General features: G+C 68.8%; 13 protein-coding genes and 1 pseudogene. 6 read left to right on the top strand and 8 right to left on the bottom strand.

Annotation, left to right across the window (positions count from 1 at the left end; all coding sequences use genetic code 11):
• From ACI48D_RS24515 to ACI48D_RS24500, 4 genes are all read left to right on the top strand, one after another.
• Positions 1–583, top strand: a 583-nt coding sequence (locus ACI48D_RS24515) for a S8 family serine peptidase (protein ID WP_435573855.1), incomplete at its 5' end; no start/stop codon positions are given.
• A complete protein-coding gene (locus tag ACI48D_RS24510) occupies positions 580–1,881 on the top strand; it encodes a S8 family serine peptidase (RefSeq protein ID WP_435573854.1) in 1,302 nt (433 codons plus the stop codon). The genes ACI48D_RS24515 and ACI48D_RS24510, both read left to right, overlap by 4 nt.
• Positions 1,839–2,528 (top strand): TorF family putative porin, encoded by a 690-nt coding sequence (locus ACI48D_RS24505; RefSeq protein WP_435573853.1) that lies wholly within the window; start codon positions 1,839–1,841, stop codon positions 2,526–2,528. The genes ACI48D_RS24510 and ACI48D_RS24505 overlap by 43 nt, the downstream gene beginning before the upstream one ends.
• A gap of 81 nt (positions 2,529–2,609) precedes the next feature.
• Positions 2,610–3,758, top strand: coding sequence for a TIGR03118 family protein (locus ACI48D_RS24500; RefSeq protein ID WP_435573852.1), 1,149 nt, complete (start codon positions 2,610–2,612; stop codon positions 3,756–3,758).
• Between the two features lies 1 nt (position 3,759).
• Here ACI48D_RS24500 and ACI48D_RS24495 read toward each other — a convergent pair whose 3' ends face one another.
• The 8 genes and pseudogenes from ACI48D_RS24495 to ACI48D_RS24460 form a co-directional block, all read right to left on the bottom strand.
• Positions 3,760–5,757 carry an MHYT domain-containing protein gene (locus ACI48D_RS24495; protein ID WP_435573851.1) on the bottom strand — a complete coding sequence of 666 codons (1,998 nt, stop codon included), beginning with the start codon at positions 5,755–5,757 and terminating at the stop codon, positions 3,760–3,762.
• 141 nt (positions 5,758–5,898) lie between these two features.
• Positions 5,899–7,140, bottom strand: coding sequence for a Zn-dependent hydrolase (locus ACI48D_RS24490; RefSeq protein ID WP_435573850.1), 1,242 nt, complete (start codon positions 7,138–7,140; stop codon positions 5,899–5,901).
• 20 nt (positions 7,141–7,160) lie between these two features.
• Positions 7,161–8,552, bottom strand: coding sequence for a dihydropyrimidinase (hydA, locus tag ACI48D_RS24485; RefSeq protein ID WP_435573849.1), 1,392 nt, complete (start codon positions 8,550–8,552; stop codon positions 7,161–7,163).
• A gap of 48 nt (positions 8,553–8,600) precedes the next feature.
• Positions 8,601–10,088 (bottom strand): NCS1 family nucleobase:cation symporter-1, encoded by a 1,488-nt coding sequence (locus tag ACI48D_RS24480; RefSeq protein ID WP_435573848.1) that lies wholly within the window; start codon positions 10,086–10,088, stop codon positions 8,601–8,603.
• Between the two features lie 25 nt (positions 10,089–10,113).
• Entirely contained in the window at positions 10,114–11,397 is a 1,284-nt protein-coding gene (preA, locus tag ACI48D_RS24475) for an NAD-dependent dihydropyrimidine dehydrogenase subunit PreA (protein WP_435573847.1), read from the bottom strand.
• Positions 11,385–12,758, bottom strand: coding sequence for an NAD(P)-dependent oxidoreductase (locus ACI48D_RS24470; RefSeq protein ID WP_435573846.1), 1,374 nt, complete (start codon positions 12,756–12,758; stop codon positions 11,385–11,387). The genes preA and ACI48D_RS24470 overlap by 13 nt, the downstream gene beginning before the upstream one ends.
• A gap of 57 nt (positions 12,759–12,815) precedes the next feature.
• Positions 12,816–13,103 (bottom strand): annotated as a pseudogene (locus ACI48D_RS24465) (aldehyde dehydrogenase family protein); the annotation flags it as partial.
• A 30-nt stretch (positions 13,104–13,133) separates the two neighbouring features.
• Entirely contained in the window at positions 13,134–14,450 is a 1,317-nt protein-coding gene (locus ACI48D_RS24460; RefSeq protein ID WP_435573845.1) for an aspartate aminotransferase family protein, read from the bottom strand.
• On the opposite strand from ACI48D_RS24460, the gene ACI48D_RS24455 reads away from it, so the two are divergent.
• Positions 14,449–14,628: a hypothetical protein gene (locus ACI48D_RS24455; protein ID WP_435573844.1), complete on the top strand. Its 180-nt coding sequence runs from the start codon at positions 14,449–14,451 to the stop codon at positions 14,626–14,628. The two genes, ACI48D_RS24460 and ACI48D_RS24455, sit on opposite strands and share 2 nt — an antisense overlap.
• Positions 14,621–16,075 (top strand): PLP-dependent aminotransferase family protein, encoded by a 1,455-nt coding sequence (locus ACI48D_RS24450; protein WP_435573843.1) that lies wholly within the window; start codon positions 14,621–14,623, stop codon positions 16,073–16,075. The genes ACI48D_RS24455 and ACI48D_RS24450 overlap by 8 nt, the downstream gene beginning before the upstream one ends.
• Positions 16,076–16,078: the final 3 nt, after the last annotated feature.

Here is a 16,078-nt window from a genome sequence, read left to right as displayed (position 1 = left end):
CACGCACCTGCGCAGCTGCGCGCAGTGCCGGGAAGACCTCGACCTGCTGCATGCGGTGCGCGCCGCCGGCCCCGGCCCGGCGCCCGACTGCGACCCCGAACGCGCCTGGGCGCGCATGCTCCCGCGCATCGAGGCATCGCCGGCACCGGCGGCCGGCGCACCGGCGGCCGGCGCACCGGCGGCCGGCGCACCGGCGGCCGGCGTACCGGTGCGCTGGCGCGACCGCGTCGCCGCCAACGACCGCAGCTGGCTGCGCCGCGCCGTGGCCCTGCAATGCTGCCTGATCGCCGTGCTGGCCGCCCTGCTGCTGCGTCCAGCCGACGAGGCGGCCTACCGCGGGCTCGGCGCCGCTCCGGCCGTCCAGTCCGGCATCGTGGTTATGTTCCGCCCGGATACGCCGGAACGCGAGCTGCGCCGCATCGTGCGTGCCAGCGGCGCCCATCTGGCGGACGGCCCGACCGCCGCCGAAGCCTGGGTGCTGGGCCTGCCGGACGGCGGCGATCCGGCAAGGGCGCTGGCCCGGCTGCGCGCCGAGCCCGCCGTCGTGCTGGCCGAACCGCTCGGCACGGAGCAGCGGCCTTGAAACGCCTGTTCGCCGCCCTGCTGATGCTGGCGCTGGCCTGCTGCGTCCTGCCCTATGGCGCCCGCGCCCGCGCCAGCGACGGCGACGAGCAGGCGGCGCGCCGCGTGCTGGTGATGCTGCGCATGCCGCCCCAGCACTTCCGGCCGGACAGCAGCTATGGCGGCGGCTACGCCGACGACGGCACCGGCGCCGCGCGGCGCCGCCAGGCCAGCGAACTGGCGGACGCGCACGGCCTCAAGGTCGTGGACGACTGGCCGATGCCGGCAATCGGCATCGACTGCTTCGTGATGGAAGAGCCGGGCGACGCCCCGCTCGAGCGTGTGCTCGACGCCCTCGCCCACGATCCGCGCGTGGCCTGGGCGCAGCCGGTCCATCCGTATCACGGGCTGGAAGATGGCAATGCGCACGGCGGCGATCCGCTCTACCCTGCCCAGCCGGCCGCGCGCCTGTGGCACCTGGCCGAGCTGCACCGCGTCAGCACCGGGCGCAAGGTGGCGGTGGCGGTGGTCGACAGCGGCGTCGACGGCGCCCATCCCGACCTGGCCGGCCAGCTCCTGCTGCGCCAGAACTTCGTCGATGCGATGCCCGATGCCGCCGAAGCGCACGGCACGGCGGTCGCCGGCATCATCGCCGCGCGCGCCGGCAACGGGCTTGGGATCGCCGGCATCGCCCCGCAGGCCCGGCTGATGGCCCTGCGCGCCTGCTGGGAGGCCGCGCGCCAGGAAACCCTCTGCAACAGCTTCACGCTGGGCAAGGCCCTGCATTTCGCACTGCTGAACGGCGCACAGGTCATCAATTTGAGCCTGGGCGGGCCGGCCGACCGCCTGCTGCAGACCCTGATCGACACCGCCCTGGCGCGCGACGTGGCGGTAGTCGCCGCGGTCGATCCGCAGCGCCCCGACGGCGGCTTTCCCGCATCGCTCCCCGGCGTGATCGCGGTGACGCAGGCGGGCGACCGGCGGGCGTTGCCGGCCGGGGCCTTCCAGGCGCCCGGCATCCAGGTTCCGGCCCCGCTGCCCGGCGCACGCTGGGGCCTGGTGTCCGGGTCGTCGTACGCCGCCGCCCACGTGGCCGGGCTGGCCGCGCTGGTGCTCGAATTGCGCCCGGGCACCACGCCGCCGCAGCTGCGCCGCGCCTTCGCAACGGCGCCGCGCACCACCCTGGTCGCGCACGATCCGGGCCGGGCGCTGGAGCAAGCTGGTAGCATAGACGCATGCGCGACCATTGCGCGCGCCGCCGGAGCTTGCGCCTGCCAATGTCCCACGACCGCCGCCGTGACCGCCGATCCTTTGCCTTAGCCGCCGCCGGCTTTTCCCTGGCCTGCGCCGCGTTCCCCGCATGCGCCCAGCTCAGCGGCAACCTGACGCTGGTGTCGGAGTATGCGGTGCGCGGCATCTCGCTGAGCGCCGGCCGCCCGGCCCTGCAGTTGCGCATCGACCATGACCTCGCAGGCGGCTGGTATGCGGGCGGTTTCGCCTCGCCGGCAACGCTGGGCGAGCGCCGGCAGGGCGAGCTGATCGTCTACGGCGGCCGCGCCGGCAGGCTGGCCTCCGGCCTGTCCTGGGACGCCGGCATCAGCCGCACCACCTTCCTGCGCGACCGCGACTACGACTACACCGAATTCCATGCCGGACTGGCGCTGGACCGGGCCAGCGTGCGCCTGTTCCTGTCGCCGGCCTATTACGGCGACGAGCCTACCGCCTACCTCGACCTGAACGCCTTTCACCCCCTCGACGAGCGGCTCAGGTTGACCTTCCACGCGGGCTTGCTGCACACCTTCGGCGCCTACGCCGGCCCGCGCGACCGCGCCGACCTGCGGCTCGGCCTGGCCTCGACCTTCGGCGACTGCACCCTGCAACTCGGCTGGCAGACGCTGCTGCACGCCGAACATGGCGGCCCGCCGCGCGCCCGCGCCCTGACCGGCAGCGCCGGCATCCGGTTCTGATCGAACCCGCATTGAACCTTCAGGGACGAGGACGGCATTAACCGGAGGCCCTTCCTTCGATCTGTCCTGACAGGAGCAATCATGAGCATCCATTCCAGAGCGACCGCCTGCTTCAAGGCAGGCCTGTTCGGCGCAGCCCTGGCCGCCGCCCTCGTATCGTGCGGCGGCGGCGGCGGCAACAGCGGCGACAACAACAACACCATGCAGATGACGCCCCCGCCCGTCACTCCCCCGACGATCGCCGGCGCCTTCGCCACCCGATCGCTGGTGGCGGACACCGCGGGCGCGGAACATGTCGATACCCACCTCGTCAACGGCTGGGGGATCGCGTTCAACCCGACCGGCTTCGTCTGGGTCGCCAACAACGGCAGCGCGACCTCGACCCTGTATGACGGGAACGGCGTCCCGCAGACCCTGGTGGTCGCGATCCCACCGGGCAGCGGGGGCACGGCCAGCCCGACCGGCATCGTCTTCAACGGCAGCACCAGCTTCCAGGTGACCCAGAACGGCGTCGCCGGCGCCAGCGCCTTCATCTTCGCCACCGAGACCGGCACGCTGTCGGGCTGGTCGCCGGCGGTCAACCGCACCAACGCCATCCTGGCGGTCGATACCGGCGTCGGCGGCGCGGTCTACAAGGGCCTGGCGATCGCCAGCTTCGCGGGCGCCAACTATCTGTACGCGGCCGATTTCCGCAACGCCCGGGTCGACGTCTATAACGCCAACTGGAACAGGGTGACGCTGCCCGGCGGCGGCTTCAGCGACCCCAGCCTGCCGGTCGGCTACGCGCCGTTCGGCATCCAGGCCATCGGCGGCCGCATCTACGTCGCCTACGCCCAGCGCACCGCCGGCAGCATCGACGAAACCAAGGGCGCCGGGCTCGGCATCGTCGACGTCTTCGATGCCGGCGGTGCCCTGATGCGGCGCCTGGTGACGGGCGGCGCACTGAATGCGCCGTGGGGCCTGGCGATGGCACCGGCCAATTTCGGCGGCGCCAGCAACATGCTGCTGGTGGGGAATTTTGGCGACGGAAAAATCAACGCCTACAAGCCGGATACCGGCGAGTTTGCCGGCACCCTGATGAAAGCCGACCGTACGCCGATCGTCATCGACGGCCTGTGGGGCATCGCCTTCGGCAACGGTCTGAACAACCAGCCGGCGAATACGCTGTTCTTCGCGGCCGGCCCCGGCGACGAAGCGCACGGCCAGTACGGCCGGATCGACCCGCAGTAAGTCAGGCGCTGGCCGCCGCTTCGGCGGCGCCGCGCTGGCCCACCGCCTGCGCGATGCGGGCCACCAGCGAGGCGGGTTCGACCGGCTTGGCGAGGTAGTCGGTAAAGCCCGCCTGCATCGCCTTGTTGCGGTCGTCCTGGCGCGTCAACGCGGTCAGGGCGATGGCCGGGATGGCGCCGCCGGCCCCGGCCGCACGGCGCCGGATGCGGCGCATCAGCTCGAACCCGTCGACGTCGGGCATGCCGATGTCGCTGACGATCACGTCCGGCCTCTCTCGCTCCAGCAGCGCGAGGGCCGTACCGGCATTCGGCGCCGCCATGGTGGTGGCGCCGCTGTGCTGCAGGATCTGCTGCAGCACGTCGAGGGTGTCCGCCACATCGTCCACCAGCAGCACCTTGATGCCGGCCAGCTCGCCCTGTCCCGCCCCGGCGGCGGCCGACACGGCCGCTTCGGACGGTTGCGGCGCCGCGGCTTGCGGCTCGGCCAGCGGCAGGCGCAAGGTAAACGTGGTGCCGGCGTGCTCGCCCGCGCTGGAGACGCCGATGGTGCCGCCATGCAGCTCGACCAGCTGGCGCGCGATCGACAGGCCCAGGCCCAGGCCGCCGTGCTGGCGGGTAATCGAAGCATCCTGCTGGCGGAAGCGGTCGAACACATAGGGCAGGAACTCGGACGCGATGCCGATCCCCGAATCGGCCACGCGGATCACGACGTCGTGGCCGTCGCGGTGCAGCATCACCTGCACCATGCCGCCGTTCGGCGTGAACTTGACCGCGTTCGACAGCAGGTTCCACATCACCTGCTGCAGCCGGGCGGGGTCGCCGAGCACCGTCCATCGCATTTGTTCCGACGGGCGTTCGAGGTCGACACGCAAATCGATCCGCTTGGCTACCGCGGCCGGGTGCACGGTGCCGAGGGCCGCCTCGACCACCTTGTCCGGTTCGATCAGCTGCACGTCCAGGCGCAGGGTGCCGGAGATGATGCGGCTCATGTCGAGCAGGTCGTCGATCAGCTGGCCCTGGGCGCGGGCATTGCGTTCGATGGTCTCCAGGCCGCGCCGCAGCGTCTCCTCGTCCTTGACGCCACGCTGGAGTATGCTGGCCCAGCCGAGGACGGCGTTGAGCGGCGTGCGCAGCTCGTGCGAGAGGGTGGCCAGGAATTCGTCCTTGAGGGCGCTCAGGCGCTCGGCCTCGTCGCGCGCCTCACGCTCGCGCATGAGCAGGTCCTGGCGCTCGGCGGCGGTGGCTTGCGAAACCTGCAGCACGCGCGCATTCGCCTCCAGCCGCGCATCGAACAGCGACGCCAGCAGGGCCAAGCCGAGCACGCCGAAGGTCGCGATCATGACCAGGGTCGCCAGCCCGTCATGGTTGACGCCGCGGCCCGCCACGGTGCATACGCTATCCAGTGGGAAGCTGGCGGCAGCCATGCCGGTGTAGTGCATGCCGACGATGGCGGCGCCCATCACCACCGCCGCGCCCGCGCGCGCCAGCCACACATGGGGCACGTTGGCGCGCAGGCGGAACGCGATCCACAGCGCCAGGCCGGAGGCGGCGACGGCGATGACGACCGACAGCGCGAACAGCCACGGGTCGTAGACGATGCCCGGCTCCATGCGCATGGCGGCCATGCCGGTGTAATGCATGGCGTTGATGCCGATGCCCATCAGGAAGGCGCTGACGGCCAGGCGCCTCCTTCCCAGCTCGGCGCGGCTGACCTGCCACAGCGCCAGGCCGGAAGCGGCGATCGGCAGCAGCAGCGAGACCAGGGTCAGCGGCAGGTCGTAGGCGATCGGGATCGGCAGGCGGAACGCCAGCATGCCGACGAAGTGCATGGCCCAGATGCCCGAGCCCAGGGCGACGGCGCCGCCCACGACCCAGGCGGAAACGGCGCGGCCGCGCGATTCACTCACGCGGCCCGCCAGGCTGAGCGCCGCGTACGAGGCGACGATCGCGACCAGGATGGAAGCCAGGACCAGCGGTGTTTCGTAGTGTCCAGTCAGCATCGGCAAACGCACCTAGGAGCAGGGAATGGAAACGGCTCTCAGTATGCTACGACTTCCCCCGTTCGACGACACGTGAAACATCCGAAAGAGAATTGTTACGACTATGCAACAATTTCGTCAATCGTGCGGCACGATTCTGTGCTAGCCGCCCGCCACGCCGGCCCGTTCCAGCATCGCGTGCAGCAGCACGTTGCATCCCGCTTCGAGGTGACCGGGCTGGGCATCCTCGATCTCGTTGTGGCTGATGCCATCCTTGCAGGGTACGAAGATCATCCCGGCCGGGGCCAGGCGCGCCACGTAGATCGCGTCGTGGCCGGCGCCGGACACCACGTCCATGGTCGAATAGCCGAGCTTCGCGGCGGCCGTGCGCACCGCGCCCACGCAGTCCGGGTGGAAGGGGCAAGGTGGATAGTAGGACACGCGTTCCAGCTGGATCGCCAGTCCGCTCGCGGCGCGCGTGCGCTCGACGAAGGCCGTCATCTCCTCGTGCATGGTGTCGAGGAGTTCATCGTTCACGTTGCGCAGGTCGATGCTGAACTTGACCCGGCCGGGGATCACGTTGCGGCTGTTCGGGAACACCTGCACCATGCCGACCGTGCCGCGGCCGTAGGGCGGATAGCGGTTCGCGATCGCCACCGTCTCCTGCATGATGCGGGTCGCCACCTGCAGGGCGTCGCGGCGCAGGTGCATCGGGGTCGGGCCGGCGTGCGCCTCCATGCCCTCGACCGTGCAGTCGTACCAGGACAGGCCCATCACGGCCGGCACCACGCCGATCACTTTATCGGCATCCTCCAGCACCGGGCCCTGTTCGATGTGGGTTTCGAAGTAGGCGCCGATCGGATGGTCGCCCGGCGTCTGTGTTCCCTGGTAGCCGATCCGCTCCAGTTCCTCGCCGACGCTGCGGCCGTCGACGTCGCGCGCCGCATACGCAGTCTCCAGGCTGAAGGCGCCGCAGAACACGCCCGAGCCCATCATCACGGGCACGAAGCGCGAGCCTTCCTCGTTGGTCCAGAACGCGACCTCGATCGGCGCCTCGGTCCGGATGTCCAGGTCGTTCAGGGTGCGCACCACTTCGAGCCCGGCCAGCACGCCGTAGTTGCCGTCGAACTTGCCGCCGGTCGGCTGGGTGTCGATATGGCTGCCGGTGACGATCGGCGGCAGGGCCGGGTTGGCGCCTTCGCGGCGCATGAAGACGTTGCCGATTTTATCGACCGTGACGCTCAGCCCGGCCTCCTTCGCCCACTGGACGACCAGGTCGCGGCCCTGTCGGTCGAGGTCGGTGAGGGCGAGGCGCTTGACGCCGCCCTTGTCGGTGGCGCCGATCCTGGCCAGGTCCATCAGGGAATTCCAGAGGCGGGAGCCGTTGATGCGCAGTTCGTTCATGGGTGTGGTCCTTTGTTGTATCAGCACGTCGTCGCCGTAAACGCCGGCCGCTCGACATACCGCCCCGCTCCTTGCTCGGCTCGCAGGTCGCCCTGCGCATACGCCACTTTCCCGGCCGCCACCGTATGCGTCGGCACGCCGCGCACGGTACGGCCCTCGAACACGTTGAAGCCGCCCTTCGAGTGCTGGGTGGCGCTTGAGAGGGTACGCGTCGCTTGCGGATCCCACACCACGACGTCGGCATCGGCGCCCGCCGCCAGCACCCCCTTGCGCGGGTAGATGTTGAAGATCTGGGCCGCGTTGGTCGAGGTCACGCGCACGAATTCGGACGGGGTCAGGCGCCCCAGGTTGACGCCGGCGTCCCAGACCACGGCCATGCGCTCCTCCACACCGCCGCAGCCGTTCGGGATGCGCGTGAAATCGTCGGCGCCCATCGCCTTCTGTTCGGCGCAGAAAGTGCAGTGGTCGGTGGCCGTGGTGTGCAGGCTCCCGCCCTGCAGGCCCTGCCACAGCGCGGTCTGGTGGTGGCTGGAGCGGAACGGGGGGCTCATCACGAAGGCGCGCGCGAAGGCCGGGTCGGGATTGTTGTAGACGCTGTCGTCGATCACCAGGTGGCCTGCCAGGGCTTCGCCATACACGCGCTGGCCGTGCGCGCGGGCGCGCTGGATCGCCTCCAGCGATTCGGCGCAGGATACGTGCACGATGTACACCGGGGTGCCGAGCACGCCGGCGATGGCGATCGCGCGGTTTGCCGCCTCGGCCTCGACCGCGGGCGGGCGCGACAGCGGATGCGCCTCGGGGCCGCGGATGCCCTTGGCCAGCAGTTCGCGCTGCAGCTGGTAGACCAGTTCGCCGTTCTCGGCGTGCACGGTCGGGATCGCGCCCAGTTCGAGCGCGCGGCGGAAGCTTTTCACCAGGGTCTCGTCGTCGGCCATGATCGCGTTCTTGTAGGCCATGAAGTGCTTGAAGCTGTTCACGCCATGCTCGCGCACCAGCGTGCCCATGTCATGGTGCACCGAGTCGTCCCACCAGGTGACGGCGACGTGGAAGCTGTAGTCGGCGGCCGACTTCTGCGCCCAGCCGCGCCAGGTGTGGAAGGCATCCATCAGCGGCTGCTTCGGATCGGGGATCACGAAGTCCATAATGGTCGTGGTGCCGCCCGCCAGCGCGGCCGCGGTGCCGGTATAGAAATCGTCGGCGGTGACGGTGCCCATGAAGGGCAGCTGCATGTGGGTATGGGTGTCGATCCCGCCCGGCATCACGTACTGCCCGCCGGCGTCGATCACGGTTGCGCCGGCCGGCGCCTCGAGATGTTCGCCGACGGCGGCGATCTTGTCGCCGATGCACAGGACGTCGGCGCGGAACGCCCGGTCGGCGTTCACGACGGTACCACCGCGGATCAATACGGTCATCAGGTCCCCTCCGGTTGGTAGGGTGGGCACAAGGTCCACCCTACATAGTCAATCCAACGAGCGGGCCGGCGCCATCGCGGGCACCGCCCTGTCCTTCATCATCAGGCCGTACACCACCGCGGCGATCGCGATGCCGACGAACCATGCATAGGTATATAAGGTCTTGAATCCGGCGCCGACGCCCGGGAAGGATTCCGGGAAGGCCGCGTTCAGGAAGCCCGGGATGTTCGGCAGCACGCCGGCCACGAAGGCGACGATGGCGGCCGTGTTCCAGCCGTTCCGGTATGAATAGATGCCGTCGTCGCGGTACAGCTGGTCGACCGCCAGCTCGGTCTTGCGGATGAAGTAGTAGTCGATGATCAAGACCCCGGCGATGGGGCCGAGCAGCGCCGAGTAGCCGGTGAGCCAGATGAAGATGTAGTTCTCGGTCTTTTCGAGGATTTTCCACGGCATCATGACCAGGGCGATTCCCGCCGTGATGTAGCCGCCCATCCTGTAGGAGATGTGCTTCGGCGACAGGGCCGAGAAATCGTAGGCCGGCCCCACCATGTTCGCGGCCAGGTTGACGCTGGCGGTATCGATCAGAAGGATCAACAGCGCCACCAGCACCGCAACGCCGGTCATGCGGCTGGCGACGTCGACCGGATCCCACAGCGCCTTGCCGTACAGGACCACGGTGGCCGAGGTGACGGTCACCGCCAGCGCCGCCAGCAGCGCCATCGGCAGCGGCAGGCCGAGCGACTGGCCGAGCACCTGGTCGCGCTGGGTTTTGGCGAAGCGGGTGAAGTCGGGGATGTTCAGCGCCAGCGTGGCCCAGTAGCCGATCATCGCGGTGAGCGACGGCCAGAACACGGACCAGAACAGGCCGGCCTTCGGACCGCCCGCCACGAAAGCGGAAGGCTGAGCGAGCAGCGGACCGAAGCCGCCAACCTTCTGGTAGACCCAGCCGAGCAGCAGGAAGCAGATGGCGATCTTCAGGGGCGCGGTATAGGTCTCGAGCTTGCGGATCGATTCCATGCCGTGCACGATGAAATACATCTGGACCGCCCAGAAGCCCAGGAAGCAGGCCAGCTGGCCCGGGTTGATGCCGAGACCCGGCAGATTGCCGCCGCCGATGGGAGCGCCGAGCAGCACACCGAGCAGCGTATAGATCATGCTGCCGCCGAACCAGGTCTGGATGCCGTACCAGCCGCAGGCGACGATGGCGCGCATCAGCGCCGGCAGCCGCGCGCCGCGCGTGCCGAAGGAGGCGCGCGCCAGCACCGCGTACGGGATCCCGTACTTGGTGCCGGCGTGGCCGATCAGGAGCATCGGCAGCAGCACGATCACGTTCGCGAGGAACACGGTCAGCACCGCCTGCCAGGCCGACATGCCGCCTTCGATCAGGCTGGCCGCCAGCATATAGGCCGGGATACTGATCACCATGCCGACCCACAAGGCGGCAAAGTGATACCAGCGCCAGGTGCGCTGCGCGGCGCCGGTCGGGGCCAGGTCCTCGTTCCAGAGTTCTTTGTTTACTGCAGGGTCCATGCTCATCGGGTGAATCTCCGTCGGTTGCGGTTTAAACTTCCCCGCATAGTACCTCCGCCCGCGGGTTGCGTGGGTCCTGCGTCCAGTTCATATAGGGCAGGCCGGTCGGCTGCGGCACCATCGTGATGCAGCCCTCGACCGGGCAGGTGATCTCGCACAGGTTGCAGCCCACGCATTCGGCCGGCTTGACCTCGTAGCGCCGCGTATTCCCGTCGACCAGCCGGGCGATTGCCTGGTGCGAGGTATCCTCGCAGGCCACGTAGCATTTGCCGCACTGGATGCACTTGTCCTGGTCGATGCTGGCGATGACCTGATAATTCATGTCCAGGTATTTCCAGTCGGTCGTGTTGGCCACCGCCTTGCGCGAGAACGCGGCGATGTTCACGTAGCCCTTGCGGTCCATCCAGCGCGACAGCCCGTCCTTCATCTCCTCGACGATGCGGAAGCCGTGCAGCATCGCCGCGGTGCAGACCTGTACCGAGCCGGCGCCCAGCGCGATGAATTCGGCGGCGTCGCTCCAGCTGCCGATGCCGCCGATGCCGGAAATCGGCAGGCGGCTGGTGGCCGGGTCGCGCGCGATCTCGGCCACCATGTTCAGCGCGATCGGCTTCACCGCCGCGCCGCAGTAGCCGCCGTGGGTGCTGGCGCCGCCGACGATCGGGTAGGCCACCATGCGGTCGAGATCGAGGTGGGTGATGGAGTTGATGGTGTTGATCAGCGAGACCGCGTCCGCTCCGCCCGCCAGCGCCGCCCGCGCGGGCGCGCGCACGTCGGTGATGTTGGGGGTGAGCTTGACGATGACGGGCAGCCGCGTGTAAAGCTTGCACCAGCGCGTGACCCGCTCGATCAGGTCGGGCTGCTGGCCGACCGCCGCGCCCATGCCGCGCTCCGGCATGCCGTGCGGGCAGCCGAAGTTCAGCTCGATACCGTCGGCGCCGGTGGCTTCGACCAGCGGCAGCATCTCGCGCCACGGCGCTTCTTCGCAGGGCAGCATCATCGAGACGATCAGCGCGCGGTCCGGCCACGCCTTTTTCACCGCGGTGATCTCGCGCAGGTTGATTTCCAGGCTGCGGTCGGTGATCAGCTCGATGTTGTTAAAGCCGATCACCTCCCGGTTCTTGCCGTGGATCGCCGAGTAGCGCGAGGACACGTTGACGGCCGGCGGATCCTCGCCCAGCGTCTTCCACACCACGCCGCCCCAGCCGGCCTCGAAGGCGCGCACCACGTTGTAGGCCTTGTCGGTCGGCGGTGCCGAGGCCAGCCAGAACGGGTTCGGGGACTTGATGCCGCAAAAATCGATGCTCAGGTCGGCCATGCTGCCTCCGCTTTGGATTGGATGTCGTGATGGATGGCCAGCGCGGCCAGCTTGCCGTGCTGGACTGCCTGCACCGTCAGGTCCTGCCCCGGCGCCACGCAATCGCCGCCGGCGTAGACGCCCGGCAGCGCGGTGCGGAAGCAGCTGTCTACAAGGATCTTGTTGCTGCGCTCGATTTCACGGGCCAGCGGATCGGCCAGCGCGGCCAGGTCCATGCCCTGGCCGATCGCCTTGAACACGGCGTCGGCGACGATCTCGATGATCGCGCCGGTCGTCACCAGGCGGCCTTCTTCCAGCCGGGTTTCCTCGAAGCGCATGCCGCGCACCTGCCCCACGTCGTCGAGCAGCACTTCGAGCGGCGCGGCCCAGGTGCGCATGCGCACGAAATGGGTCTTGGCGATCTCGATCTCGTGCCCGGTCGCGCTCATGGCGTCGAAGCCGCGGCGGTAGACCAGCGTGACCTCGTCGGCGCCCAGGCGCTTGAGCTGGACCGCCATGTCGATCGCGGTATTGCCGGCGCCGATCACGATGGCGCGGCGCGGCACCGGCAGCGCGGCCAGGTCCTGGGCCTGGCGCAACGTGGCAATGTAGTCGACCGCCGCCACCAGGCCCGGCGCATCTTCGCCGGTCAGGCCGAGCCGGCGGCTTTCGGATAAACCGAGGCCGAGGAACACGGCGTCGTAGCGCGCATGCAGGTCGGACAGCTGCAGATTGCTGCCCAGGGCGCGGCCGTACTGGATCTCGATCCCGCCGATCGACAGCAGGAACTCGACTTCGCGCTGGGCGAAATCGCCCGGCAGCTTGTATTTGGCAATGCCGTATTCGTTCAGGCCGCCGGCCTTTTCGCGGGCCTCGAACACGACCACGTCGTGGCCCAGCATCGCCAGCCGGTGCGCGCAGGACAGTCCGGCGGGGCCGGCGCCGACCACGGCGATGGTCTTGCCGGTGGCGGGCAGCCGCTCGAACGGATGGCCGCCGAACTGCGCGTGGTCGAGGGCATGGCGCTGCAGCAGGCCGATCTTCACCGGCTGGCCCTCGGCGTCGTGGTTGCGCACGCAGGCATCCTCGCACAGGATCTCGGTCGGGCACACGCGTGCGCAGCTGCCGCCGAAGATGTTCTGCTGCAGGATCGTGCTGGCCGCCCCTTCGAGGTTGTGGTCGTGGATGTTGCGGATGAAGCTGGCGACGTCGATGCCGGTCGGGCAGGCGCGCGTGCAGGGGGCGTCATAACAGTAAAGGCAGCGCGCGCTTTCGATGGCGGCCTGGCGCGCCGTCAGCGGTGGGGCCAGGTCGGTGAAGCGCTCGGACAACGCGCCGTGCGTGCCTTCTGCGGACGGCAGGTGCTGGAGTGACTCGATCATATGCATCCCTTTGATTATTGAGTACGTCGTACTGCCGGAAATGCCGTGATGCTCGCCCTACTTCATCTGCGGGAACGCGAACTCCACCCCGCTGCTCGCGGTATTCGGCCAGCGCTGCATCACCGCCTTGTGCCGCGTATAAAAACGCACGCCCTCCGGCCCGTACGCATGGTGGTCGCCGAACAGGCTTTTCTTCCAGCCGCCGAAGCTGTTGAAGGCCATCGGCACCGGCAGCGGCACGTTCACGCCCGCCATGCCCACCTGTACCTGGCGCACGAACTCGCGCGCCACGCCGCCGTCGCGGGTGAACACGGCGACGCCGTTGCCGTATTCGTTCCTGTGTAGTGCTGGATCGTCTCGTTCATGATGTTTGTCTCAGTCCAGGTTCCTGAGTACGTCGGTCAATTTGCCGAACAGTTCGTCGATGTGCTTTTTCTCGAGGACCAGCGGCGGCGACAGGGCAATGATATCCCCCGTCACCCGGATCAGCACGCCGTCCGCGAAGGCCTTCTTGAACGCGGCAAAGGCGCGCGCACCCGGCTTGCCGGCGATCGGCTCCAGCTCGATGCCGGCCACCAGGCCGATGGTCCTGATGTCGATCACGTGCGGCAGCCCGCGCAGGGCGTGCACCGCGTCTTCCCAGTAGGGCTGGATGGCCCTGGCGTTTTCCAGCACGCCCTGCTCCTTGAACACCTCCAGCGTGGCGATCGAGGCCGCGCAGGCCAGCGGGTGGCCCGAATAGGTGTAGCCGTGCGCCAGCTCGATGCCCGGCGGCGCGTCCATGAAGGCGTCGTGGATGAATTTTTTCGAGAACACCGCGCCCATCGGCACCACGCCGTTGGTCAGGCCTTTCGCCGTGGTCATCATGTCCGGCTCGACGTCGAAGTAGTCGGCGGCGAACGGCGTGGTCAGGCGGCCGAAACCGGTGATGACTTCGTCGAAGATCAGCAGGATGCCGTACTTGTCGCAGATCTCGCGCAGGCGCTTCAGGTAGCCCTTCGGCGGCACCAGCACGCCGGTGGAGCCCGATACCGGTTCGATGATGACGGCGGCGATGGTCGACGGATCGTGCAGGGCGACGATGCGCTCCAGCTCGTCGGCCAGCTCGGCGCCGAAGTCCGGCTCGCCGCGCGAGAACGCATTTTTCAATAAGTTGTGCGTGTGCGGCAGGTGGTCCACGCCGGGCAGCAGCGGCCCGAAGTTCTTGCGGTTGGGGCCGATGCCGCCGACCGACAGGCCGCCGAAGCCGACGCCATGGTAGCCGCGCTCGCGGCCGATCAGGCGGGTGCGTCCGCCCTCGCCGCGCGCCTTGTGGTAGGCCAGCGCGATCTTCAGTGCGGTGTCGACCGCTTCCGAGCCCGAGTTCGTGTAGAACACGTGGCCGAACTTGTGGCCGGTGTACTCCATCAGCTGCTCGGCCAGGTCGAAGGCGGCCGGGTGGCCCATCTGGAAGGTCGGCGCGAAGTCGAGCTGGCCGACCATTTCGCTGACGGCGGCGACGATCTTCGGCTGCGCATGCCCGCAGGGCACGCACCACAGGCCGGCGGTGCCGTCGAGTATGGCGTTGCCGTCGACGTCCTTGTAGTACATGCCTTGCGCCGATACGAGCAGGCGCGGATGGGCCTTGAAGTCGCGGTTGTTCGTGAATGGCATCCAGAACGACGACATCGATTGCGGCTTGGATTCGTTCATGCTCGTCTCTCTCCCTGGTGGTGGCCAAAAGATTTACCAATTGGCAAAATCATCATGCAATAATAGACAGCAAGACAAGGGCGGCACATATACACAACCGGCGAAATTGTCCAACCGTATTGGTAGCATAACCGGTACAGTTGCCAGCGTCGCACCGGAAGGAGCAGGCAATGGCTGAGGCTGAGGAAGCACCTGTTTGGCCTGTGCTGGCGATCGACCGCCAGCGCCGCGGCAGCTTGGTCGACCAGATCGTCGCGGCGATCTCCGGGATGGTCAATCGGCGCGAACTGCGCGTCGGCACCAAAATGCCCTCGGTTCGACAATTCGCAAAGGTCAACGGCGTCAGCACCTTCACGGTGGTCGAATCCTACGACCGCCTGCTGCACCTGGGCGTATTGAGCTCGCGCCGCGGTTCCGGCTTCTTCGTCGCGCGCGGTGGCCCCGACACCGCATCGCCCACTGGCCACGCTATCTGCCCGTCCGCCTTCCCGGCCGGCTTTTCGGCCGCCGTCGACGCCCTCACTCCCGACCTGTATTCCGGCCAGTCCGATGCGCTGCCGGTCGGCGCCGGCTGGCTGCCTCCCGATTGGTACGGCGAGTCGACCATCCTCGACGCGGTGCGCCACGCGATGAAGATCCCGGCCGGCCGCCTGCGCGGCTACGGCCATCCGCTCGGCTTCCCTTCGCTGCGCCAGCACCTGGCGCATGCGCTGTCGGCCGAGCTGGGCGCGGTGGAGCCGGAACAGATGCTGTTGACCCATGGCGCGACCCACGCCTTCGACCTCGTCCTGCGCACGCTGACGCGTCCCGGCGACGTCGTGTTCGTCGAGGACCCCGGCTACAGCAACCTGCTCGCGCTGGTGCGCCACCACGGCTGCGTCCCGGTCGGCATTCCGCGCACCGCCGCCGGCCTCGACATGGAAGCCCTGGCGCAGGAAGCCGCGGCGCAGCACCCCAAGCTCATGTTCGTCAACACGGTGCTGCAGAATCCGTTGGGGACCTCGCTGTCGCAGGCCCAGGCGCACCGCCTGCTGGCGCTGGCCGAAGCGTTCGACTTCTGGCTGGTCGAGGACGACATCTACCGCGAACTGGCCGCCCCCGGCGAAGCCTCGCTGGCGGCGATGGACGGCCTGCGCCGCGTGATCCGCATCGGCAGCTTTTCCAAGACCCTGTCGCCGGTGCTGCGGGTCGGCTCGATCTGCGCTTCCAGCTCGCTGATCCCGGAACTGGTACGGGTCAAGATGCTGACCGGGCTGACGACTTCGGAAGTCAACGAGCGCGCCGTGTTCGACGCGGTCAGCAGCCGGGCCTACCGGCGCCAGGTCGAACGCCTGGCCCAGCAGCTCGCGCAGGCCGGCGAGCGCGCCCAGGAGCGCCTGCAGGAGGCCGGCCTGCAGCCGCTGGCGCGCCCGCGCGGCGGCATGTTCGTCAGCGCCGGCTGGCCGCAGCCCGCCACGCCGCAACGCAACGGCCGCGCGATCGCCGAACGCGCGCTGCGCGCCGGGATCCTGCTCGCGCCCGGCGAATTCTTCAGCCTGCGCGCGCCCGATACGCCCTGGTTCCGCTTCAACGTCGCCTATGCGTCCGAGCCGCTGCTGCTCGACTTCCTGCGCGCCCAATCTTGACAA

Source organism: Massilia sp. LXY-6, assembly GCF_051233485.1.
In the GTDB taxonomy this organism is placed as follows: Bacteria; Pseudomonadota; Gammaproteobacteria; order Burkholderiales; family Burkholderiaceae_D; genus Telluria.
Note: the sequence above shows the minus strand (reverse complement) of the source record. Positions and strands in the feature narration are given on the sequence as shown.